At 42.0% G+C, this 23,255-nt stretch carries 20 protein-coding genes and 3 tRNA genes; 11 read left to right on the forward strand and 12 right to left on the reverse strand.

Annotation, left to right across the window (positions count from 1 at the left end; translation table 11 throughout):
• Nucleotides 1–117: 117 nt before the first annotated feature.
• The 4 genes from groL to BJN41_RS05380 all read right to left on the reverse strand — a co-directional run bounded on the left by groL (nucleotide 118) and on the right by BJN41_RS05380 (nucleotide 3,980).
• Nucleotides 118–1,752 carry a chaperonin GroEL gene (gene groL, locus BJN41_RS05365; protein ID WP_070153917.1) on the reverse strand — a complete coding sequence of 545 codons (1,635 nt, stop codon included), beginning with the start codon at nucleotides 1,750–1,752 and terminating at the stop codon, nucleotides 118–120.
• A gap of 59 nt (nucleotides 1,753–1,811) precedes the next feature.
• On the reverse strand, nucleotides 1,812–2,102 hold the full coding sequence (gene groES / locus BJN41_RS05370) for a co-chaperone GroES (RefSeq protein WP_004972131.1): 291 nt from the start codon (nucleotides 2,100–2,102) through the stop codon (nucleotides 1,812–1,814).
• 185 nt (nucleotides 2,103–2,287) lie between these two features.
• Nucleotides 2,288–3,061 carry a metallophosphoesterase family protein gene (locus tag BJN41_RS05375; RefSeq protein ID WP_070153919.1) on the reverse strand — a complete coding sequence of 258 codons (774 nt, stop codon included), beginning with the start codon at nucleotides 3,059–3,061 and terminating at the stop codon, nucleotides 2,288–2,290.
• Nucleotides 3,042–3,980 carry a diacylglycerol/lipid kinase family protein gene (locus tag BJN41_RS05380; RefSeq protein ID WP_070153921.1) on the reverse strand — a complete coding sequence of 313 codons (939 nt, stop codon included), beginning with the start codon at nucleotides 3,978–3,980 and terminating at the stop codon, nucleotides 3,042–3,044. Before BJN41_RS05380 ends, BJN41_RS05375 begins: the two co-directional genes overlap by 20 nt.
• 415 nt (nucleotides 3,981–4,395) lie before the next feature.
• Here BJN41_RS05380 and BJN41_RS05385 point away from each other — a divergent pair, with 415 nt between their 5' ends.
• Nucleotides 4,396–6,225, forward strand: coding sequence for a phosphoenolpyruvate carboxykinase (GTP) (locus tag BJN41_RS05385; RefSeq protein ID WP_070153923.1), 1,830 nt, complete (start codon nucleotides 4,396–4,398; stop codon nucleotides 6,223–6,225).
• Nucleotides 6,226–6,520: 295 nt separating this feature from the next.
• Nucleotides 6,521–6,955 carry a hypothetical protein gene (locus BJN41_RS05390; protein WP_070153924.1) on the forward strand — a complete coding sequence of 145 codons (435 nt, stop codon included), beginning with the start codon at nucleotides 6,521–6,523 and terminating at the stop codon, nucleotides 6,953–6,955.
• Between the two features lie 41 nt (nucleotides 6,956–6,996).
• Here BJN41_RS05390 and BJN41_RS05395 read toward each other — a convergent pair whose 3' ends face one another.
• Nucleotides 6,997–7,665: a class I SAM-dependent methyltransferase gene (locus BJN41_RS05395; RefSeq protein WP_019836753.1), complete on the reverse strand. Its 669-nt coding sequence runs from the start codon at nucleotides 7,663–7,665 to the stop codon at nucleotides 6,997–6,999.
• A gap of 201 nt (nucleotides 7,666–7,866) precedes the next feature.
• On the reverse strand, nucleotides 7,867–8,715 hold the full coding sequence (gene folD / locus BJN41_RS05400; RefSeq protein WP_019836754.1) for a bifunctional methylenetetrahydrofolate dehydrogenase/methenyltetrahydrofolate cyclohydrolase FolD: 849 nt from the start codon (nucleotides 8,713–8,715) through the stop codon (nucleotides 7,867–7,869).
• A 153-nt stretch (nucleotides 8,716–8,868) separates the two neighbouring features.
• Between folD and BJN41_RS05405 the strand changes: the two genes are divergently transcribed.
• The 3 genes from BJN41_RS05405 to BJN41_RS05415 all read left to right on the forward strand — a co-directional run bounded on the left by BJN41_RS05405 (nucleotide 8,869) and on the right by BJN41_RS05415 (nucleotide 9,886).
• Nucleotides 8,869–8,942, forward strand: a tRNA-Cys gene (locus BJN41_RS05405).
• 15 nt (nucleotides 8,943–8,957) lie between these two features.
• Nucleotides 8,958–9,043, forward strand: a tRNA-Leu gene (locus BJN41_RS05410).
• A gap of 111 nt (nucleotides 9,044–9,154) precedes the next feature.
• Entirely contained in the window at nucleotides 9,155–9,886 is a 732-nt protein-coding gene (locus BJN41_RS05415) for a hypothetical protein (protein ID WP_019836755.1), read from the forward strand.
• 71 nt (nucleotides 9,887–9,957) lie between these two features.
• On the opposite strand, the gene BJN41_RS05420 is transcribed toward BJN41_RS05415, so the two are convergent.
• Nucleotides 9,958–11,730 (reverse strand): alkaline phosphatase D family protein, encoded by a 1,773-nt coding sequence (locus BJN41_RS05420; RefSeq protein ID WP_070153926.1) that lies wholly within the window; start codon nucleotides 11,728–11,730, stop codon nucleotides 9,958–9,960.
• A gap of 209 nt (nucleotides 11,731–11,939) precedes the next feature.
• Between BJN41_RS05420 and BJN41_RS05425 the strand changes: the two genes are divergently transcribed.
• Nucleotides 11,940–12,025: transfer RNA gene (locus tag BJN41_RS05425), tRNA-Leu, on the forward strand.
• Between the two features lie 121 nt (nucleotides 12,026–12,146).
• A complete protein-coding gene (locus tag BJN41_RS05430; RefSeq protein WP_019836757.1) occupies nucleotides 12,147–12,572 on the forward strand; it encodes a hypothetical protein in 426 nt (141 codons plus the stop codon).
• A 24-nt stretch (nucleotides 12,573–12,596) separates the two neighbouring features.
• Here BJN41_RS05430 and BJN41_RS05435 read toward each other — a convergent pair whose 3' ends face one another.
• The 4 genes from BJN41_RS05435 to rlmE form a co-directional block, all read right to left on the reverse strand.
• Entirely contained in the window at nucleotides 12,597–12,911 is a 315-nt protein-coding gene (locus BJN41_RS05435; RefSeq protein WP_019836758.1) for a DUF5713 family protein, read from the reverse strand.
• Nucleotides 12,912–13,002: 91 nt separating this feature from the next.
• A complete protein-coding gene (gene folP / locus BJN41_RS05440; RefSeq protein WP_070153927.1) occupies nucleotides 13,003–13,857 on the reverse strand; it encodes a dihydropteroate synthase in 855 nt (284 codons plus the stop codon).
• 175 nt (nucleotides 13,858–14,032) lie between these two features.
• On the reverse strand, nucleotides 14,033–15,922 hold the full coding sequence (gene ftsH / locus BJN41_RS05445; RefSeq protein WP_019836760.1) for an ATP-dependent zinc metalloprotease FtsH: 1,890 nt from the start codon (nucleotides 15,920–15,922) through the stop codon (nucleotides 14,033–14,035).
• Between the two features lie 137 nt (nucleotides 15,923–16,059).
• Nucleotides 16,060–16,710, reverse strand: a complete 651-nt coding sequence (rlmE, locus tag BJN41_RS05450) for a 23S rRNA (uridine(2552)-2'-O)-methyltransferase RlmE (protein ID WP_019836761.1) — start codon at nucleotides 16,708–16,710, stop codon at nucleotides 16,060–16,062.
• A 297-nt stretch (nucleotides 16,711–17,007) separates the two neighbouring features.
• On the opposite strand from rlmE, the gene yhbY reads away from it, so the two are divergent.
• Complete coding sequence (gene yhbY, locus BJN41_RS05455; RefSeq protein WP_070153928.1) at nucleotides 17,008–17,331, forward strand: ribosome assembly RNA-binding protein YhbY; 324 nt, start codon at nucleotides 17,008–17,010, stop codon at nucleotides 17,329–17,331.
• A gap of 9 nt (nucleotides 17,332–17,340) precedes the next feature.
• Nucleotides 17,341–17,880, forward strand: a complete 540-nt coding sequence (locus BJN41_RS05460; protein WP_070153929.1) for a DOMON-like domain-containing protein — start codon at nucleotides 17,341–17,343, stop codon at nucleotides 17,878–17,880.
• Nucleotides 17,881–18,006: 126 nt separating this feature from the next.
• Here the strand turns inward: BJN41_RS05460 and BJN41_RS05465 are convergent, their stop codons facing one another.
• Entirely contained in the window at nucleotides 18,007–18,486 is a 480-nt protein-coding gene (locus BJN41_RS05465) for a hypothetical protein (protein WP_070153930.1), read from the reverse strand.
• 323 nt (nucleotides 18,487–18,809) lie between these two features.
• Here BJN41_RS05465 and carA point away from each other — a divergent pair, with 323 nt between their 5' ends.
• Both carA and carB read left to right on the forward strand, forming a co-directional pair.
• Nucleotides 18,810–19,949: a glutamine-hydrolyzing carbamoyl-phosphate synthase small subunit gene (carA, locus tag BJN41_RS05470; protein ID WP_070153931.1), complete on the forward strand. Its 1,140-nt coding sequence runs from the start codon at nucleotides 18,810–18,812 to the stop codon at nucleotides 19,947–19,949.
• A 15-nt stretch (nucleotides 19,950–19,964) separates the two neighbouring features.
• Nucleotides 19,965–23,195 (forward strand): carbamoyl-phosphate synthase large subunit, encoded by a 3,231-nt coding sequence (gene carB / locus BJN41_RS05475; RefSeq protein ID WP_070153932.1) that lies wholly within the window; start codon nucleotides 19,965–19,967, stop codon nucleotides 23,193–23,195.
• Nucleotides 23,196–23,255: the final 60 nt, after the last annotated feature.

Below are 23,255 nucleotides of genomic sequence, written 5' to 3' on the forward strand. Positions count from 1 at the left end.
AAATAGCTAGGTGATTTTGTCTTTTCATGTGTGCAATCTCTACATTACAAAAACTGCGCCATAAAAAAACCCCGTATCTTACGATACGAGGTTTTTGAAGTTTGGGTACGCTGAGGTTTACATCATACCGCCCATGCCACCCATGCCGCCCATATCAGGCATAGCTGGTTTTTCTTCTGGAATTTCAGTAATCATACATTCTGTTGTTAACATCAAGCCAGCAACAGACGCTGCATGCTCAAGTGCAGAACGAGTTACTTTTGCAGGGTCAAGAATACCCATTTCCAGCATGTCGCCATATTCACCAGTCGCAGCATTATAACCATAGTTACCTTCACCGTTCTTCACAGCATTGATTACTACAGATGGCTCATCACCAGCATTGGCTACGATTTGACGAAGCGGAGCTTCGATTGCACGACGAAGAATGTTGATACCTACGTTTTGGTCATCGTTAGCACCAGTCAGACCATCAAGTGCAGATGCAGCACGTACCAGTGCAACACCACCACCCGCAACAACACCTTCTTCAACCGCAGCACGAGTTGCGTGAAGCGCATCATCCACACGGTCTTTCTTCTCTTTCATTTCAACTTCAGTTGCAGCACCAATTTTGATGACTGCTACACCGCCTGCTAATTTAGCAACACGCTCTTGAAGTTTTTCTTTGTCATATTCAGAAGTAGATTCTTCGATTTGCGCACGGATTTGCTGAACACGCTCAGAAATCTGATTTGCATCACCAGCACCATCCACAATCACGGTGTTTTCTTTAGAGACTGTAACTTTGTGCGCGCTACCCAAATGCTCTAGTGATGTTTGCTCCAAAGACATACCAATTTCTTCAGAAATAACCGTACCGCCTGTCAAGATTGCAATATCTTGAAGCATTGCTTTACGACGATCACCAAAACCAGGCGCTTTCACCGCACATACTTTAATAATGCCGCGCATGTTATTCACAACAAGCGTTGCCAACGCTTCGCCTTCAACATCTTCAGCGATGATCAGAAGAGGCTTACCTGTTTTTGCAACCGCTTCTAGTACAGTAATCAGTTCACGAATGTTGCTGATTTTTTTATCAACAAGAAGAATGAACGGATTTTCAAGTTCTGCAGTCAAAGTATCTTGTTTGTTCGCGAAGTATGGCGAGATATAACCGCGGTCAAACTGCATACCTTCTACAACGTCAAGCGCGTCTTCAAAGCCTGAACCTTCTTCAACAGTGATTACGCCTTCTTTACCAACGCGTTCCATTGCTTGTGCGATGAGTTTACCTACTGTTTCATCAGAGTTTGCAGAGATCGAACCCACTTGCTCAATCGCTTTAGTATCAGATGCTGGTTTAGCCGTTGCTTTAATGTCTGCAACGACCGCCTTAACAGCAAGGTCAATCCCGCGTTTCAAATCCATTGGGTTCATGCCCGCAGTTACAGATTTGATGCCTTCATTTAAAATCGCTTGTGCAAGTACTGTTGCAGTGGTGGTACCGTCACCTGCGATATCATTGGTTTTGCTAGACACTTCACGTACAAGCTGAGCACCCATGTTCTCGAACTTGTCTTTTAACGTGATTTCTTTCGCAACAGATACACCATCTTTAGTGATGTGCGGCGCACCGAAAGAACGGTCAATCACTACGTTACGACCTTTAGGGCCTAAAGTTACTTTAACTGCGTCTGCAAGTACGTTTACACCTGCGATCATTTTTGTACGAGCTGAATCACCAAATTTTACATCTTTAGCTGACATGTTTAACTCCAAATATTTTTAAATAATGTTCAAATTTGCTTTGAATATGAGTTCTGAACTTAGCCTTCAAGTACCGCTAAAATATCAGACTCTTTCATAATTAGAAGTTCTTCACCGTCTACTTTAACGGTGGTGCCTGCATAAGTACCAAACAAGACTTTGTCGCCCACTTTTACGTCTAAAGCGCGTACGCCATTGTCTGTAATTTGACCATTCCCTACTGCAATCACTTCACCTTGGGCTGGTTTTTCTGCAGCAGAACCTGGAAGCAAGATACCGCCAGCTGTTTTTGTTTCTTCTTCAACACGACGAATAACTACGCGGTCATGTAATGGACGAATGTTGCTCATAAATAACTCCATTAGACTAGGTCAATGTATAGATTCCTGATGACGACTTAATTATTCCTTTGGTCATCATCAAAATAAATTTTAGATGACACTGTTGTGGGGATGGAAATAAACGCTTCAAGGGGGAAAGATAAAAATATTTCAGTTTTTGTTGTTTTTTTAAACAAGCTAGCTAGATCGGTGTTTTATTCTGCACTTTCTTGCCACAATACAAATTGCTTTTGTGCGGCATCAAAAATGTAATGCTGCACATCACCATTGTGACACAATACATTCAAGCTATTCGGCACACCCTGATGCAAACGATACGAAATTGCAGTACCCGCATGAATATCCAGCACAGGATGCGTTGCCCCTAATGCATAAATTTGATTTAAATCATACACAGCTGGTTGATGCAAATGCCCATGCAGCAAGGCATATAAACCATTTTTGCTCCACTGCTCTAAGGCAATTCGCCCTAACACGGGACAATCTTTAATGCCGTGGCGATCATTTGGTGGTGTATAAAATGGTTGATGCGCCACCAAAATTTTAAACTTATTACTTGGCGCGGTTTGTAGCAAAGCATCTACCGCCTGAATTTGATTCAAAGAAATATGTCCACGGGTGTGAAAACGTCGCCTAATACTGTTTATTCCAATCACATAAAAGTGGTCGGTTTCCATAATTGTTTCCATACACCCAAAAAATAGTTGATACCGTGTAAATGGGCTAAAAAAACGATTCCAAAGATGATAGAGCGGTATATCGTGATTACCTGGCACAACCAAATACGGTAAATTCAAACTGTCTAAAAAATGCTTACAGGCATAAAACTGTGTATAGCGTGCACGTTGGGTTAAATCGCCACTCACTACTACGGCTTCAGGACGCATACTTTCACACAGCTGTTGAACTGCCTGCATACAAGCTACATTTTCAGTGCCAAAGTGCAAATCAGACAGATGCAGCAGCATGCGGCACCTTAATGTTTAATGCATTTTTCAATACAGAAATTCGTAGTGGCGGGCGCATTTCAACAATTTCTCCATCTAGCGCCACGGTCAGTTGTGGAGATTCACTATGAATGACCACCTGCTCTGCTGCAAAACTGTATATATCATCGGCTTGCTCAGCCTTCCCCTGAATGAATTGCCACAGAATTTTAAATAAAGTCAATTTATCAGACTTTGCCACTGCGACACCTGCAACTTTGCCCGCTGCAGCCGCTTTGGCAATCCGTAAATTCATTTCAGACAGTTGTAATTGATTATTCCCAAAGAAAATGAGCGGGGTTTTCAGTGGATATCGCTTCGTATCGATCTCTAGTTCTAGTTTTAGTTCTTTACGGTCGCGCAGTAGTACATCTAAAGTCGAGGTGTAGGCATGTAAAGGCAAACGCCCTAAATATTGGTTATAACGCTCACGCTTTTTAATAAATAAAGGATACAAACCCAAACTTGCATTGTTTAAATAAATATGTTGATTGATTTGTGCCACATGAACAGCGCGCGTCGTGCCTGTGGCAATAACCTTTGCAGCTTCAATTAAATCTAGCGGGATATTCAATACACGCGCCACGAAATTAAACGTCCCTAAAGGTAAAATTCCCATCGGAATGTGAGTGCCAATCAGTTTAGTCGCCACCGCGTTTAAAGTACCATCACCACCTGCCGCAACCACAACACCGCTTAAGTGCGCTGCTTGATGCCGTGCTAATACCTGTTGCATGAGCTGATCAAAGTTGCCGATTTCACCCATTTCAAACAATTGAATTTCGAAACCATGCTGTGACAAAACATGCAACAATTCTTCATAGACACCTTCGTGGTGTGTGGAATGAAATCCAGATTGTTGATTATAAATAAGAGATAATGGCTGCAAAGTTGTCGACATTTTCTTCAACCATTTTAAGGCATTTGCTCTAAATTCCACTAATTTATGCAGGATGAAAAGCAGCTTTATGTAAAAAGCGAATGATGACCATTCATTAAATCAATAATCACTCCATACTGAAATACACACATAAACCACTGTTTTAATTTAAAATAACTTAGCTAAATAACGCCCATAATTTTTTTAAATAATAATATGTAATGCATAAAAAAATGTAAGCCTATGTTTCATATATGTTATTCATAATTTATACGGATGATTTCACATTGAGCTAATTCAAGCCTATGTCTTATTTTTTTTAAGTTTTTGTGCTTTAATACAGCCACTTTTTTTCATATTTCATCTGAACCATGTACCCCCATTGTTCAGATTGTACTTTGTACACAACTTGTACACATTTAAGATAGGCCTCACCATGACCCAAGTGAACGCACCAGAATTCGTTCGTCACCCAAAGCTTATTGCATGGGTTGAAGAAATTGCAAAGTTAACAAAACCAGCAAAAATTGAATGGTGTGACGGTAGCGCAGAAGAATATCAACGTCTAATCGACTTGATGATCGCTAACGGCACCATGCAAGCATTAAACCAAGAAAAACACCCTGGTTCGTACCTTGCAAATTCTGATCCTTCTGACGTTGCTCGTGTTGAAGACCGCACTTACATCTGCTCTGAAAAGAAAGAAGATGCTGGTGCGACAAACAACTGGGAAGCGCCAGCTGAAATGCGCGCTAAATTAAACGGTTTATTCGACGGCTCAATGGCTGGCCGTACCATGTATGTGGTTCCCTTCTCCATGGGCCCATTAGGTAGCCATATTGCGCACATCGGTATTGAATTAACTGACTCTCCTTATGTTGCTGTCAGCATGTCTAAAATGGCTCGTATGGGTAAAGCTGTTTATGACGTATTGGGCACAGATGGCGAATTTATTCCTTGCGTACACACTGTGGGCGCACCATTGGCTGAAGGCGAGAAAGACGTAGCCTGGCCATGTAACAAAGAAAAATACATCGTACACTATCCAGAAACTCGTGAAATTTGGTCGTATGGTTCTGGTTACGGCGGTAACGCATTATTGGGTAAAAAATGCTTAGCGCTTCGTATTGCTTCTGCAATGGGCCGTGAACAAGGCTGGTTAGCAGAACACATGCTTATTTTAGGCGTGACCAACCCACAAGGCGAAAAACACTACATCGCAGCAGCATTCCCGTCTGCATGTGGTAAAACCAACTTTGCAATGTTAATTCCACCTGCAGGTTATGAAGGCTGGAAAATTGAAACTGTAGGTGACGATATTGCTTGGATCAAACCAGGTGAAGACGGTCGCTTATATGCAATCAACCCTGAAGCTGGTTTCTTCGGTGTAGCACCTGGTACCAACACCAAGACCAACCCGAACTGTATGGCAACCATGCACAAAGACGTGATTTATACAAACGTTGCTGTGACTGACAACGGCGAAGTATGGTGGGAAGGTCTATCTAAAGAAGCGCCTGCAAACTTAACCAACTGGAAAGGCCAACCACACACTGGCGCAGAAAAAGCAGCTCATCCAAATGCGCGCTTCACTGTTGCAGCAGGTCAATGCCCTTCTATCGATGCTGACTGGGAAAATCCAGCAGGTGTTCCAATTTCAGCGTTCATCTTCGGTGGTCGTCGTGCAGATACTGTGCCTCTAATTTCAGAAGCATTTGACTGGGTCGATGGCGTATATAAAGCAGCAACTATGGGTTCTGAAACCACTGCTGCTGCGGTTGGTCAACAAGGTGTCGTTCGTCGTGACCCATTTGCAATGCTGCCATTTGCGGGCTACAACATGGCAGACTACTTCTCTCACTGGTTAGAAATGGGTGAGAAAGTTGGTGAAAAAGCAAAAGCTGCAGGTAACAAATTACCAGGCATCTACAACGTAAACTGGTTCCGTCGTGACGCAGAAGGCAACTTCGTATGGCCTGGTTTTGGTCAGAACATGCGCGTACTTGAGTGGATCATCGATCGTTGCGAAGGTCGTGCAGAAGCTGTTGAAACTCCAATTGGTTTCGTTCCAACGTATGAGCAATTGAACTGGTCTGGTTTAGATTTCTCTAAAGAGCAATTTGAAACTGTAACAGCGCAAGATAAAGAACAATGGATCAAAGAGTTAGAAAGCCACACTGAGTTATTTAACAAGCTTGGTGAGCGCTTACCTGCTGCATTGAAAGCACGTCAAGCTGCCTTACTTGAAGCGGTTAAATCTGCATAATTCAACGCAGATTGCTAAGAAAAGGTCACTTCGGTGACCTTTTTATTGCCCTGATATTTTAGTGACTAAAAACTCGAAATCCGAGCTTTAATCACACTCTCACACGAAGCGTCAATACTGAATAATGTGAAGATTCATGGTAAAAAAACGACCTCACGAGCACACGCTCATCAGCCCCAAATATAGACAGCCTGCCACACCACCAACAAAGCCCTGCTTTGTCCTCTGAGCTATGGCATACTTAAAACAACAATCAAATGACATCAAAACCAGGGACATGATCATGAATAAATCCATGAAGAATACAATGATTATTTTGGCTATGACGGGACTTGGGTTAGGTTTATCCGCTTGTCAAACTTTGCCAGAGCAAAATGAGAATAGTTTTGTCGGCTATAAAGTTGAAAGTAAAACCGATCACACCGCAGTATTGGCTTATACGCTTGCAGGACGTCAAAACCAACAGCGCGACGAAAGTAAATTACAGCGTGCTTGCCAAAAAGAACTTGGTACGCATAAAACTTATCAATTGCGTATTTTAAATATTAATGAAGTGGTGAATCCTGCAGCGAACCAGCAAGACCCTTATGGTCGCCAACTTGGACAAAGCCGCACCTCTATTGGCTTATCGAACACACCTGAACTACATAGCAGTGAAAACTATGCTACACGTCAGGCCCTAGATGCACGCCCGAGCACATTGCGTATTGTGCGTTATAGCTGTTCTTAATTTTATATAACGACAATATCTAAAATATAAGACGTGATGATTTATCGCGTCTTATAAAAACTCACATTACGAAACTCTTTGGCTTCATCTAAATCAGGCCATGTGGTCGCACTGCGTTCATCTATTTTTATATATTGTGGATGGCTAAAATTTTTCACACGACTGTCTGCCACCCACACTTCGGGTGCAAACTTTAAAAATTCATCTAAAAAGAAACGATTGCATTGGTCATACAACACATCTGCTGCAAACAATACATCCACTTGCTCGGATTGATACAGGTCATCTAAATACTCAAGCGCGACATCATTTAATTCTGCGTTGGCACGACAAGCCGCCAGACTCACTGGGTCAATATCACAGCAAATCACTCGTTTTGCACCTGCCATTTTAGCCGCAATAGCCACCACACCAGAACCTGAGCCAAAGTCCAAAACCACCTTATCTTTGACATGCTGCGGCTCTGCCAGCAACCATTGCGCCATAGCGAGTCCAGAAGCCCAACAGAAAATCCAGTACGGCGTATCATTCCAAATACGACGAATGACTTCATCATCTAGCTTGTCGGTCGGAAATATAGGCGGAATAAGCCACAGGGAAATAGGCGTTTCAGGCAATTGCTGTGCCAGTAATTCACAATTTGGAATCACATCATGCAAAGCATCTAGGAGATGTTCAGGGGCTTGAGGAAATTGAAAGGTACAGCTCATTGGATTTTTATTCGTTTTAATTTAAAAAAGTACCCTCTGCTTTTTTAAAGAAGAGAGATAGTGGGAGGATTTTACTCCCTCATACCAAGCTTCTCTTAAAGCGAGAAGGAGCATCCATTAATTTCGCAATGAATTCTCCCTCTTTTGCGCTTCATTTTAAAAGCAGTGCTTTAAATTTTGCTCAGGAGAGGGAGAATAAGCTTAACCTAACGCTTTCTCAGCCGCTTCAACCGTTTGACGAATCAACGTTGTAATCGTCATGGGACCAACCCCACCTGGTACAGGCGTATATGCAGAAGCAATCTCTTCAATGCCTTGCAATTGAATATCACCAACACCACCGCCATCACGTGGATGGAAGCCTGCGTCAATAACTACAGCACCTTGTTTAATCCAATCTTTTTGAATTAATTCTGCTTTACCTACCGCTCCTACAATAATGTCTGCTTGTTTCACAAAACTTGCAAGATCTTGGGTACGTGAATGGCAAATGGTTACTGTTGCATTTGCTTCAAGAAGCATCGCAGCCATTGGTTTACCTAAAATTGCAGAACGCCCCACAACAACAGCATGTTTGCCTGCAATTTCAATGTTGTTTTCTTTTAAAATGGTCATAATGCCTGCTGGCGTTGCAGAACCATAAGCAGCCTCACCCATCGCCATGCGCCCATAACCAAGGCAAGTCACACCGTCTACATCTTTTTCAAGCGAAATTGCATCAAAGCAAGCACGCTCATCAATTTGCGCAGGAACTGGATGTTGCAACAAAATACCGTGCACATCCGGATTCGCATTCAATTTTTCAATTTCTGCCAAAAGTTGTTCTGTGGTGGTTTCTGTAGGTAATTCCACCTTTAAAGAATCCATGCCCACACGGCGGCAAGCATTGCCTTTCATGCGCACATAAGTTGCAGATGCACCGTCATCACCGACCAAAATAGTCGCTAGAATTGGGGTACGACCTGATTTTGCTTTTAACGCTTCTACACGTGTTAACAGATCAGCTTCAATTTGTTTTGCCAATGCACGACCGTCTAAAATTAATGCCACGGCACATCTCCAAATGTTGATATGAATCAATTTTGCAAATAATACATGATTATTTAGACTATTTTATTCTATATGCCGAATTAATGTGCATCTGCTCATTTAATAGTATTGTTTTTTTTTCAGAGCTTGCTAATATACGCATCAACAAGACGTGGCGGGGTGGCAGAGTGGTCATGCAGCGGACTGCAACTCCGTGGACGCCGGTTCGATTCCGACCTCCGCCTCCAATCTTGTAAAACTATGCCCGAGTGGTGAAATCGGTAGACACAGGGGATTTAAAATCCCCCGCCCACAAAGCGTGCCAGTTCGAGTCTGGCCTCGGGCACCATTTTAAACACATTAAAATGGTGCAAGTAAAGAACCCAGCATTTAGCTGGTTTTTTTATGCCTGCGATTTAGCCCTCTCCTATCCATATTCATTTCTCTGTATGACCTGCCTATGAAGCCCCAACAAGCACTGCTTTATGTGCAGCAATTACAGCAACAATACCCTGCTGCCTTTAAACGAAATATTTTGTTTTACGGTTTTATTCAGAGCAAAGGCATGCTGGATGAATGGAAAGAGTTTATTCCATGGCTCTTGGCCTGTATGATTTTTATTCCTATTTCTATCAGTTTAGCTTTGGGGATTCAAAACACCACAGCACAGTATGATGCTTTTCAAGCCAATGCCTTGTCTATTTTAGCGATTATGCTCGGCTTTATGCTGCTATTACCTTATGTGTTGTATCAGATCAAACACAGCTCTGCATCGTGGTATCAGTTTCAGCAACACGCCCCACTCAAAATTGCAGTCCTGATTATTTTACAAGCGCTAAATTTTGCCTATTTTCAAAGTACGATTCTGCAAGGAGTCCTTTTCTTTTTTTGCATAAGTTTTAGCTTTGTTCGCTTGTATAAAGAAAATATGTTTCGTGACCACGCCAGTCTGGAACAAAAATATTGTTTAACCCAGATTCGTCGTGCTGCTTACTGGTCGTATCGTCAGGCTGCTAAAATTCAATTCCGCTTATATTTCACTAATAAAAATAGCCCCCGCTTTACACAACTCACTCAGCAATATCAGCACGCACTTGAGTTACATCAACAGATTATGCAGGCTGAGCAAGCCTTATGTAAAAGCATTAAACACATAGATTTAGACAGTTATATTCAAGAGAAACTCGAATAAAAATTTCACGCCTTACATTAAAAAAAACCGAGCAACTTAAGCTCGGTTTTCTGTAAGCATCACACCAATTTTTAGGCGGTTTTAGCAACTTCAATGATTGGTTTTAAGTGTACATCGTAGGTCATTTGATGACTACGTGTTGAATCTATTTTGTATTCACGTGCCTTCACCGTATCCACAAACTTCCAATCGGCAACCACTTGATCATGATTAAAAGTCACTGTTAAATAACCGCGCTGATTGAGGTTGCAATAATCCAGCTCATCAATCAGTTCTTGAAAGGCATATTCCAACGCTGCCATTTCGTCTGCAGGCACATTTAAGTAATACTCAATTCCTGGCGATGATACCGAACTGGTCGCGAACTCCACCCCAACCTCATGATTGGTTTCATGGGTATGCAAGCTTGCAGCCCAAGCATTATGAGTATCACCTGCTAACACCACTGCTTTTTTCCCAAGCTGTTGCAATGTCCCATACACAACTTCACGATCGTAAGCATAACCATCCCAAGCATCGAGATTATAAGGTGCAACCGCCCTCAAACGCGCTTTATCCATTGCTGTCAAAGTTGGATCATTCGCTTTTAAGCGCATTTTTAGCGTGAGCAACTCAGTAATTTTTTGCTTCATTTGTGCAAGGGTTTCAGGTCGCTGATCACCATTGGTAATTTGCCCTAAAAGCAATAACAATTCTTGTGGAATCAGCATTTTTGCCATCAAGACTTGTTGACCCAAAACATTCCAAGGGGCTGTAGACTGGATCAACTGCCCTTGCAACCACTGACGTTGCGCCACACCCATCAATGTACGTTGTGGATTTAATAAATCTGTCTGGAATTTAACCGCATCAATACCTGTTGCAGTCATATAGTCGTTATAATTTAATTGCTTATGACGCGCTAAAATACGGGTATCTAGCATCATCAAATTGACTAGACCACCAAAGTCAAATTGGCGATAAATATTCAAATGATCATTTTCAGCGACTGGACGAATTGGCATCCATTCAAAATAAGCCTGTAATGCCGCAAGCTTACGTTCTATAAAACTGCCTTCATCTTCTTGATGATTATCTGCGCCCGCTTCCCAAGTATCATTACTGAGCTCATGGTCATCCCAAATCACAATAAATGGATGGCGTTGATGTGCGGCTTGCAAATCGGCATCGGTGCGATATAAAGCATAGCGTTTACGATAGTCATCTAACTTGATAATTTCTTTATCATTGTCTGCTGCAAAGGTACGTCCTAACTGTTGTGCATCATCAGTTGCGTATCCTCCTTGTCCATATTCATAAATGTAATCCCCCAAGTGAATAATCACATCCAGATTGCTTTCCTGTGCCATTTCTTTATAGACATGGAAATATCCTGCAGGGTAGTTCGAGCAAGAGCAAACTGCAAATTTCACCTGATCGCTGCGTTGTGGCAAGGTTTTGGTCTGTCCTACAACTGAAACTGTATTGCCAAAGCGGAAACGGTAATAATATTTAGTCCCTACCTGCAAACGATCTGCGTCCACTTTCACTGTAAAATCTTGCGCTGCATTGGTTTGTACTTTGCCAGTATTCACCAATTGCTTAAACGCCTCATCACTCGCAATTTCCCACACCACCTCAAGACGCGCTGCATTGTCATTAGGTGTTAAGCGTGTCCATAAAATCACACGATCATGCAGCGGATCACCACTGGCGACACCATGCAAAAACTGCACTTTTAATGCATTTCCTGCTGTAGATTCATTATCATCTCCACATGCAGTTAATGCGACTGGCAATGACAATACCCCAAAACCAGCCAAACTTTTTTGAATCAACTCGCGGCGAGTTAAGCGAATGTTCATGAATATTCCTTTTATTTTTCTTGAGCGCTCAACATAGAAATTTATGATTTCGCTTTGATCTCAAATTCATGAAATATTGATGACAAACAACAGAAATATGCTTCAAACCGAACTTTTTTCAAGCTAATAATTTGAATTGATTGAAAAGAACGCAATTGTAAATAAATTTACTTGCCAAGTTTTATTTCGTCCTCTATTATTGCGCACATGCCCGAGTGGTGAAATCGGTAGACACAGGGGATTTAAAATCCCCCGCCCTCAAAGCGTGCCAGTTCGAGTCTGGCCTCGGGCACCATTTTAAATGGATTTAAATCATTGAAATGGTGCAAATAAAGAACTCCAGCATTACGCTGGTTTTTTTATGCCTAAAAAATATAATATTGAAAACAATAACATTTATGTATTGATGATTTGAAATGTTTCTACAACGCTTTATCTTCTCTTTCAAGTGGATGACCTGTTTATGCTGCTTGCTCAGTTTTGCAAGCCATGTACAAAGTTCCAGCCTTGAGTCCGCAACCGAGTCCGTAAGCCCAATTGAAACTGATGCAGAATTTTATGATATTTTTGCGGGAACAGTGCAATATAAAAACCAAGAGTTACAACTACGTCGTTGCAGCTTAGGCAACGATTTATATTTATTAGATTTCCAAAATCCTGAAGAAGCAAACCAACTCAAAACTTTGCTGCAACAAAATACAAAGTTTTGGGTGAATTTAATTGCACAGCCAAGTGAACATAATGGTCAATACACGCTAAATGTTCGGGAAATTGCAGAACTACATACACAACAAAGTTGCCATTTGAATGATGTTTTGAATGATTTGTTAAATCATCTATAAGTGAAAGCTGAAAGAGAGTGTCTATCACCACTCTCGTGTTGCAATCAACTCTTCCATTTCAATCTCAAAATAGCCTTGCTCTTGCAGCACCATCATCATCGCCTCAGCAATATAATCTGCTGCGGTATCATCCAAATCTGAATCTAGATCTTCAAATTGTGGTTTCATTTTATTGATGGCTTGCACGGTCTGGTCAGCAAAATGATAAATATCGGTTTCAGATAAATTGGATTTAGACACGTGTTTTGCAAACTGTTGAATCAGTTGTTTTAACTCGGCAACTAAAATATCAGGATAAAACTCATCATCAAACATCGGGAGAAGTAAATCTGCAAACATACAGGCACTCAAAAATACAGAGATTCAAGCGTGCCTATATAGCATAAGCAGGGCTTTAATTCTAGCTTCGCCTCAAATCTACAAACAGCGCTTAATTTGCTAATTGCATTGCTTGCCAGACTTTAATAGCATCAGACATGGCTTTAACATCATGCACACGCACCATACAGGCACCTTGCTGAATACTGAGTAAATGTGCCGCTACAGAACCGACTGCACGCTGTGTTGGCTCTACCCCACCCAAAGCTTCACCAATAAAGCTTTTACGGGACAATGCTGACAAAATTGGATACCCAATACCATTGAATTGATGCAATTCATTTAACAATTTAAAATTCTGCTGTGCATTTTTAGGAAGACCAAAACCTGGATCAATCATGATATTTTCAGGCTTCACCCCTACCGCCAAAGCATCGGTGACACGTTGCTGCAATTCTGCAATCACATCTGCAGTGACATCATCATATTGATTTAAATTGTTCATGGTGGTTGGTTCACCGCGCATGTGCATAATAATCACGGGGATATTTAAATCTGCGGCTGTTTGCAACGCATTTGGACGGGTCAACGCACGTACATCATTCCAGATATGCGCCCCTGCAGCTACGGCAGCACGAATTACTTCAGGCTGAGATGTATCAATAGAAAGCACTACATCATAAGCAGATAAGGCTTCTACCACAGGCACGACACGACGAATTTCTTCTTCCACACTCACAGGACTGGCTCCCGGACGTGTAGACTCACCGCCAATATCAATCACGGTTGCACCTTCGGCCATCATTTCCAAAGCGCGTGCTACAGCCGCATCTTTTTCGTTATGTCGCCCACCATCACTAAATGAGTCTGGCGTCACATTTAGAATTCCCATCACATGCGGTTGAGATAAATCTAAACTTAAACGTCCACATTGCAATACGCGCTTGGGTAATGGTATTAGCTGCATGCTGGTCTTCCTTTCAATTTGAAAAGCGTATTTTAACAAGGCTAATTTTGAAGATGTTGAATTCTTTTCAGGGAGCTACAATATTGCCAGTAGTCTTGATGCCACTGCGCATAAACCACACCAATAAAAAAAGAGCCTTTAAATAAAGACTCTTTTTTAACATCATGTGAGTTGATTAGCTCGCTGGTAATGGCGGCGGTGTGCTAGGACCATCAGTTGGTGTTACATCAATCACAGGATTGTCTGCAATATATACCTTCGGTGGCTTTGGCTCACGACCTTCCATAATGTCACGGATTTGGTCACGATCAATGGTTTCCCATTCCAACAATGCTTTTACCATTGCGTGGGCAATGTCTTGGTTATTTTCCAAAATATCGCGGGCAACTTTATATTGCTCATCAATAATACGACGAACTTCAGCATCCACCTGTTGTTGGGTTGCTTCAGAAATCGTACGGCTGCCTAAACTGCCCATGAATGATTGCTGTGTATCATCTTCGTAAACCATCACGCCTAACTTGTCAGACATACCATATTTGGTCACCATTGCACGCGCCAATTTAGTCGCACGCTCAAAGTCATTCGATGCACCTGTCGACATTTGATTAATGAAGACTTCTTCCGCAATACGACCACCAAATAAAATGGACAAGTCATTCAGCATTTTGTCTTTATAATGGCTAGTTTGGTCATGTTCAGGCAATTGCCATGTCACTCCCAATGCCCAACCACGTGGCATAATCGTCACTTTATGCACAGGGTCTGTACCTGGCAGCATTTCAGCAACAATCGCATGGCCTGCTTCATGATAAGCCGTTGCACGACGTTCTTCTTCACGCAGTACCATCGACTTACGTTCAGGACCCATATACAACTTGTCTTTGGCATCTTCAAAGTCGTGCATATCCACCGTGTTTTTATTACGACGGGCAGCAAACAATGCAGCTTCATTCACAAGGTTCGCCAATTGCGCACCTGAAAAACCAGGTGTACCACGTGCCARGACTTTGACATCTACCCCTGTAACAGAAGGCAATTTTTTCAAATGAACATTTAGAATTTGCTCACGCCCTTTAATGTCAGGCAAGCCAACCATGACTTGACGGTCAAAACGACCTGGACGAAGTAAAGCTTTATCCAGTACATCGGCACGGTTTGTCGCAGCGATAACAATAATACCTTCATTGCCTTCAAAACCGTCCATTTCAACAAGCATTTGGTTGAGTGTTTGCTCACGCTCATCGTGACCACCACCTGTACCTGAACCACGGTGACGACCAACTGCATCAATCTCATCAATAAAGATGATACATGGTGCATGACGTTTAGCTTGCTCGAACATATCACGAACACGAGACGCACCCACACCTACAAACATTTCAACAAAGTCAGAACCTGAAATGCTAAAGAACGGAACTTTAGCTTCGCCTGCAATGGCTTTAGCAAGTAAGGTTTTACCTGTACCTGGTGGGCCAACCATCAACACGCCTTTAGGAATTGTTGCACCTAGACGTTTGAATTTTGCAGGGTCTTTTAAGAAATCTACAATTTCAACTACTTCTTGTTTTGCTTCATCACAACCCGCAACATCTGCAAATGTGACTTTAATTTGGTCTTCAGACAACATTTTAGCTTTAGATTTACCAAAGCTCATCGGGCCGTTTTTACCACCTGCACCGCCACCCATGTTGCGCATAAAGAACATGAATAACAAAATGATTAAAAGTACAGGGAAACTTGCGATCAATAGTTGCATTAACAAACCTTGACGTTGAGGTGCAGTACCTTCAACAACAACGTTGTTTTTAATCAGATTCGGCATCAGTTCAGGATCTTGAACTGCTGGACGAATACTTTCAAAGGACGAGCCATTGACTTTTTCGCCACTAATTCTTTCGCCATCAATTGTGACTTGCTTAATTTGACCAGCATTCACCGCTGCAACAAACTCTGAATAGTTCATTGCAGTTGGCTTTTCACTGTTATTGATGTTGCTGAAAATTAGAATCAGCACACCAAGTATAATCAGCCACAATACGGCATTCTTGAAGAGATCGCTCAAAGCTTTATTCCCATATCAATCTAATTTGATCATGCCCGTTACTGGGTGACCTTTCATTCAAAAAAGCTGAAGATCAGCTAGACAATTTATTAAAAACGTACAAAATGCACAATTTTTAACGGCTTGGCAAGTAAACTTTATTTAGACGCTTTTTTACGTCCTTGTCCAATAAGGAATACTTCTTTGGAACGTGCGCGTGAAGCAGCGGGTTTTGCTGTCTTTAACACATCAAAACTGTCCACGACCTGTTTACGAAATTCGTCAAACCCCGAACCTTGGAACACTTTGACCACAAACTGACCACTCGGTCCCAATACGCGATTGGCAAAATCAAGAGCCAACTCACATAAGTAAATTTGACGCGGTTGATCTACAGCTTTATTACCTGATGTATTGGGGGCCATATCAGAAATTACAACGTCTACCGTGCGTCCGTTTAAAATATTTAACAATTTTTCGAACACTTCTTCTTCGCGGAAGTCACCTTGTAAAAAGGTCACATCTGGTAGTGCGTCCATTTCTAAAATATCGGAAGCGATCACCAAACCTTTATCGCCTACAAGTTTCCCTGCAATTTGCGACCAACTGCCTGGTGCTGCACCTAAGTCCACCACAGTCATACCCGGTTTGATCAGTTTATATTTTTCTTGAATTTCAAGTAGTTTGTATGCAGCACGTGCACGATACCCTTCTTTTTGCGCTCTTTTCACAAAGGGATCATCTAGGTGCTCTCTCATCCACGCACGACTACTTTTGGATAACTTTTGGTTGGTAATGCGTGTTGCCATAACTCTCTTAGTAACGAATAGCCATCTAAATTGCGATTGTACGTGAAAATTAGCAAGCTTGCAGTAGACATCTGTATCTAAATGCCAATAACTAACAAGTTTTTTCTATTAAATCCATCGCTTATTTCTGTACTGTGGCATAAAAAACCTCTCTCATCACTAATGGATAAACCTAAGCAAATGTTCAATTTTGATATTTTTGTACTGCTGCAAGATCGCGGATTATTTGCATAGAATTTACAGCGTTTCAAATTGGCTTTTGTTATACTAAGCCGTTTTTAAAATTAGGTTATCTTTATGGCGGCTCTCTCTATTCAGGAACGCAAGCGTTTACGTCAAATTGGTCATGCACTTAACCCTGTAGTGATGGTTGGCGGTCAAGGTTTGACTGAAAATGTAATTGAAGAAACCAACCGTGCTTTAAATGATCACGAATTAATTAAAGTCAAAATTGGCGGTGAAGACCGTGAGGTACGTGCAGCTGTGATTACTGAAATTGCAGCAGCAACAGGTTCTGAAGTGGTACAAAGCATTGGTAAAATTGTCTTACTCTACAAAAAAGCAGCCAAACAAAATGCTAAATTATCTAATTTAGTTCGCCACGCTCACTTGTCTAACTAATCTCCCTCAATGGCAAGTTACGAACTCAGTGCTTTTAATCGTCAATTTCAGGCCATTTCTTTGGTCGGTGCAATTGAACAACAAAGCCCATTTACGTTAAATGTAGGCTTTTGGCTGCGCGATCCAAATCAGTGGGTCGAATGGCCTGCTTTGGTAGCGTCACATCCACGTCAGGATTTTTTGTGGGAACACACCTGCTTTGAAATTTTCATTGGGGTTCAGGGCGAAGATTTTTATCGTGAAATCAATTTATCCCCTTCTCAAGCTTGGCAAGCCTATGCCTTTGAAGAATATCGTTATCCTGAGCAAATGCCACCTGTAGCCGCTTATGATATTGAGTTGAATCAGCTAAAACGTACGCATTACGGTTTAAATGTCAGTCTGGATTTAACCGAATTTATGCTGAAACATAAACTGAAATGGACAGATTTGTTTATTGGGCTGACGGCTGTGCTCAAAACCAGTCAGGGCGAGCAATTTTATGCCATGCAACACAGCAGTCCTGCCGCCGATTTTCACAATAAGCGGGATTGGCTACATCAGTTCTAACTCTGATTAATGATAGTTTAGATTGAAACAACTAGTTTTTGGTCTGAGCGAAAAGTTTAAATAAAAAAAAGTGAGGCGTATGACCTCACTTTTTTTATGGCTGAATCTGCAACAGTTTAAACGGGATTATGCTTGATCAGCTTCATCATTCGTTTCAGTTTTTGATGGATTTACTTTTTTCCACGCTTCCAATGTGTGCTCTTTAGAACGCTTAAAAGTTTCAGCCAATTGGTCTTTGTGTTTCACTGAAATGCTGCTGACATCTTCTTTCAACTCTTTACCAAGTTTAGAAAGATCTTCAATGATTGCGCTAAATTCAGTTTTTAAAAAATCTTTTAATTCACCCAAATCTTTAGGTGAACTGCCAAATTGTGCTTTTAAAGCTTCAATTTTTTGCAACACATCTTGCTTTAACTGACCCAATTGCTCTTGCACGCTGGCATTGAGTTGTTTGGCTTCGGCTTGAACTTTTTCTTGCGTTTCCGCAACTACATCAAGCACCTGCTCTTTGGCATCATGCGTTACTTTCTCAAGCTTTTCAGCACTCTCATGCACCGTATCTTTAATGGCTTTGTTATCAGCTACTGATTTTTGTTGTTCAGTCATTTTGCTTCACCTAAGGTCGTTGTTGTTTATAAATTAAGCATAAGGCAATTTAGACTAAAATGGGTTTTGAATTGTCTAACAATCGTATATTGCTTACATTTAGACTACAAGCCACAACATAAACCTAGCAAAAAAAGCAAGTCTTTTATCTTACATATTCGTCAGATTCACAATGGACTTTTGGCGAGTTCATGCGTATAATGCAATGTTAAGTTCAAGCGAGCAGACATAGGAGGGTAGGTTTAAATATTGACCTTCCTTTTTTTTCGTCTACTCGCTTTTTTACAGCCCTATTTTTGTGGTTTTAGTTCAGGAGCTTTGGTTTGAGCMCCCCCGCCATTTTAGCCCTCGCCGACGGTACAATCTTTAAAGGTACGTCTATCGGTGCGACGGGAAGTACGACTGGTGAAGTCGTTTTTAACACTGCCATGACTGGCTATCAAGAAATTTTGACCGACCCGAGTTATGCACAACAACTTGTGACTTTAACTTACCCACATATTGGGAACACTGGTTGCAATGATGAAGATGTTGAGTCAGGTCGAATTCATAAAGTATGGGCAAACGGTTTAATTATCCGTGATTTGCCTTTATTACACAGTAACTTCCGTTCTGCTCAATCTTTAGGCGAATACTTACAACAACACAATGTTGTTGCAATTGCCGATATTGACACCCGAAAATTGACCCGTATTTTACGCTCCAAAGGTGCGCAAAATGGTTGTATTCTTGCTGGTGAAAATATCACTGAAGAAGAAGCAATTGCGAAAGCACGTGCATTTGGCGGGTTAAACGGCTTAGATCTTGCAAAAGTATGCTGCGACCCTGAAGGTTTTGAATGGACTGAAGGTTCATGGGAACTTGGCAAAGGCTTTACTCAACCTGAACTTAAATATCATGTGGTTGCATACGATTACGGTGTCAAAACCAACATCCTGCGTATGCTGGCAGACCGCGGTTGTCAATTAACCGTTGTTCCTGCACATACCCCTGCTGAACAAGTCCTTKCGTTAAACCCAGATGGCATTTTCTTATCAAATGGCCCTGGCGACCCTGCTGCATGTGACTACGCAATTGAAGCTGTAAAAACAATTGTAGAAACCACGAATACTCCTGTATTTGGTATCTGTTTAGGTCACCAAATTCTTGCACTTGCATCAGGTGCAAAAACAATGAAAATGCCGAACGGACACCACGGCGCAAACCATCCTGTACAGAACTTAGAAACTGGTACAGTGATGATTACTTCTCAGAACCACGGCTTCGCGGTAGATGAAAGTACCTTACCAAACAATGTACGTTCAACGCATCGTTCATTGTTCGATGGCACAAACCAAGGTATTCATCGTACAGACAAGCCTGCATTTAGCTTCCAAGGTCACCCAGAAGCAAGTCCAGGTCCACATGACTGCGCACCATTGTTCGATCATTTCATCGAACTTATTGAAGCCGCTAAGAAGTAATTAAGGAGCGAAATAATGCCTAAACGTACGGATATTAAAAGCATCTTAATTATTGGTGCTGGTCCTATTGTTATTGGTCAGGCCTGTGAGTTTGACTATTCTGGTGCTCAAGCATGTAAAGCGCTGCGCGAAGAAGGTTACCGCGTTATTTTGGTAAACTCGAACCCTGCGACCATCATGACTGACCCTGCAATGGCAGATGCAACTTATATCGAGCCAATCACTTGGCAGACTGTTGCAGCAATCATTGAAAAAGAACGTCCAGATGCAGTACTTCCGACCATGGGCGGTCAAACTGCGTTGAACTGTGCGCTTGCATTAGATGCCAACGGTATTTTAGCCAAATACAATGTTGAATTAATTGGCGCAACCAAAGACGCGATTGAAAAAGCCGAAGACCGTAAATTATTTGATGAAGCAATGCGCAAAATTGGTCTTGAGTGTCCAAAAGCTGCGATTGCTGAGTCTATGGAAGAAGCCCTTGAGATTCAATCTCGCTTTGGCTTCCCTGTGATTATTCGTCCATCATTCACTATGGGTGGTTCTGGTGGCGGTATCGCATACAACAAAGAAGAATTCCTTGAAATCTGTGAACGCGGTTTCGATCTTTCTCCAACTAAACAGTTATTGATTGATGAATCACTCATTGGTTGGAAAGAATACGAGATGGAAGTTGTACGTGACAAAAACGACAACTGTATCATCGTATGTTCAATTGAAAACTTTGACCCAATGGGCGTGCACACAGGTGACTCAATTACCGTTGCTCCTGCGCAAACCTTGACTGACAAAGAATACCAATTGATGCGTAATGCATCTTTAGCAGTTCTGCGTGAAATTGGTGTAGAAACAGGTGGTTCTAACGTTCAGTTCGGTATTTGCCCGAATACTGGCCGTATGGTTGTGATTGAGATGAACCCGCGTGTATCACGTTCATCTGCACTTGCATCTAAAGCTACTGGTTTCCCAATTGCAAAAGTTGCAGCAAAACTGGCTGTAGGCTACACCCTTGATGAATTGAAAAATGACATCACAGGCGGCACAACACCTGCATCATTTGAACCATCAATTGACTACGTTGTCACTAAAGTTCCACGTTTCAACTTTGAAAAGTTCCCGCAAGCAGACGCGACTTTAACCACACAGATGAAATCTGTAGGTGAAGTCATGGCGATTGGTCGTAACTTCCAAGAGTCTGTAAACAAAGCCCTTCGTGGTTTAGAAACTGGTGCGTGTGGTTTTGACGAAAAAATTGAAGTGGGTGCTGAAGGCGCACGCGACAAAATTTTAGTTGAATTAAAAGTTCCAGGCCCTGAGCGTATTTGGTATGTGGCAGATGCATTCCGTCACGGCTTTAGCTTGGACGAAGTTTTTGAAGCGACCAAAATTGATCGTTGGTTCTTGATTCAAATTCAAGACATCGTTAACACTGAAAATGAAATCAAAACTTTAGGTTTTGGTGATCTAAACGCTGACAACATCCGTTCGTTCAAACGTAAAGGTTTATCTGATTTGCGTATTGCGAATTTGATGGGAATTTCGCAAAAGCAATTCCGTAAACACCGTTGGAACTTGGGCGTAACCCCAGTTTACAAACGTGTGGATACCTGTGCTGCAGAGTTTGAATCTGACACAGCATATATGTATTCAACTTACGATGAAGAGTGTGAATCAAATCCTTCAGCGAAAGACAAGATCATGGTGATTGGCGGTGGTCCAAACCGTATTGGTCAAGGTATCGAATTCGATTACTGCTGTGTACACGCTGCGCTTGCAATGCGTGAAGATGGTTTTGAGACCATTATGGTGAACTGTAACCCTGAAACCGTATCTACCGATTACGACACTTCAGACCGTTTGTACTTTGAACCAATTACTTTGGAAGATGTACTTGAAATCGTACGTACAGAAAAGCCAAAAGGCATTATTGTGCAGTACGGTGGTCAAACTCCACTGAAATTGGCGCGCGCTTTAGAAGAAGCAGGTGCACCAATTATTGGTACATCACCAGATGCAATTGACCGTGCAGAAGACCGTGAACGTTTCCAACAAATGATTCAACGTCTGCAATTGCGTCAGCCGAACAACAGCATTGTAAAATCTGCTGAAGAAGGTATCGCAGAAGCAGCTAAAGTAGGTTATCCGTTAGTTGTTCGTCCATCTTATGTATTGGGTGGCCGTGCAATGGAAATCGTGTATAACGAAGAAGAACTTAAACGCTACTTGCGTGATGCAGTTCAAGCCTCTAACGATGCGCCTGTATTGTTAGACCGCTTCTTGGATGATGCGATTGAAGTTGACGTAGACTGTGTATCTGACGGTAAAGATGTGGTGATTGGCGGTATTATGCAGCACATCGAACAAGCAGGTATTCACTCTGGTGACTCTGCATGTTCAATTCCACCTTATTCATTGTCAGATGAAGTACAGGACGAAATGCGTCGTCAAACTGTTTCAATGGCAAAAGAATTGGGCGTTATTGGCTTGATGAACGTACAGTTTGCCGTTAAAGGCAATGACGTTTATATCTTAGAAGTGAACCCACGTGCATCACGTACTGTTCCGTTCGTTTCTAAATGTATTGGCGAATCATTGGCTAAAGTTGCAGCACGTTGCATGGCGGGTCAATCTTTAGAAGCTCAAGGCTTTACTAAAGAAATTATTCCGCAACACTTCTCTGTGAAAGAAGCTGTGTTCCCATTCAACAAGTTCCCTGGTGTAGACCCAGTGCTCGGGCCTGAGATGAAATCTACAGGTGAAGTCATGGGCGTGGGCAAAACTTTTGGTGAAGCATTCTATAAAGCTGTGTTAGGCTCGAATGATCGCTTACCAGGAATCCCAACTGAAGGCGAAGTGAAACATGCATTCTTGTCTGTACGTGAGTCAGATAAACCGCATGTAGCGCGTATTGCAAAACAATTGGCTGATTTTGGCTTCAAACTTGTTGCAACGGGTGGTACACATAAAGTCATCACCGATGCAGGTATTGAGTGTGAACGTGTGAATAAAGTGACTGAAGGTCGCCCACACATTGTAGACCGCTTGAAAAATGGTGAGATTCACCTCATCATCAATACTTCTGAAGGCAAACAAGCGCAGCAGGATTCATTCTCAATCCGTCGTTCTGCATTGCAAGGTAAGGTGTATTACACCACGACCTTGAATGGTGCAGGTGCTGTATGCCAAGCCTTAGCGATTAAATTACCAATGGATGTATATCGCCTGCAAGATCTTACTGTAGGTTAATATATTTCAATAGAGTCCCGTCACCTTTCGGGTGGCGGGCTTTTTTTCATTTATAGACTT

This window comes from Acinetobacter towneri, assembly GCF_001758345.1.
GTDB lineage: Bacteria > Pseudomonadota > Gammaproteobacteria > Pseudomonadales > Moraxellaceae > Acinetobacter > Acinetobacter towneri_A.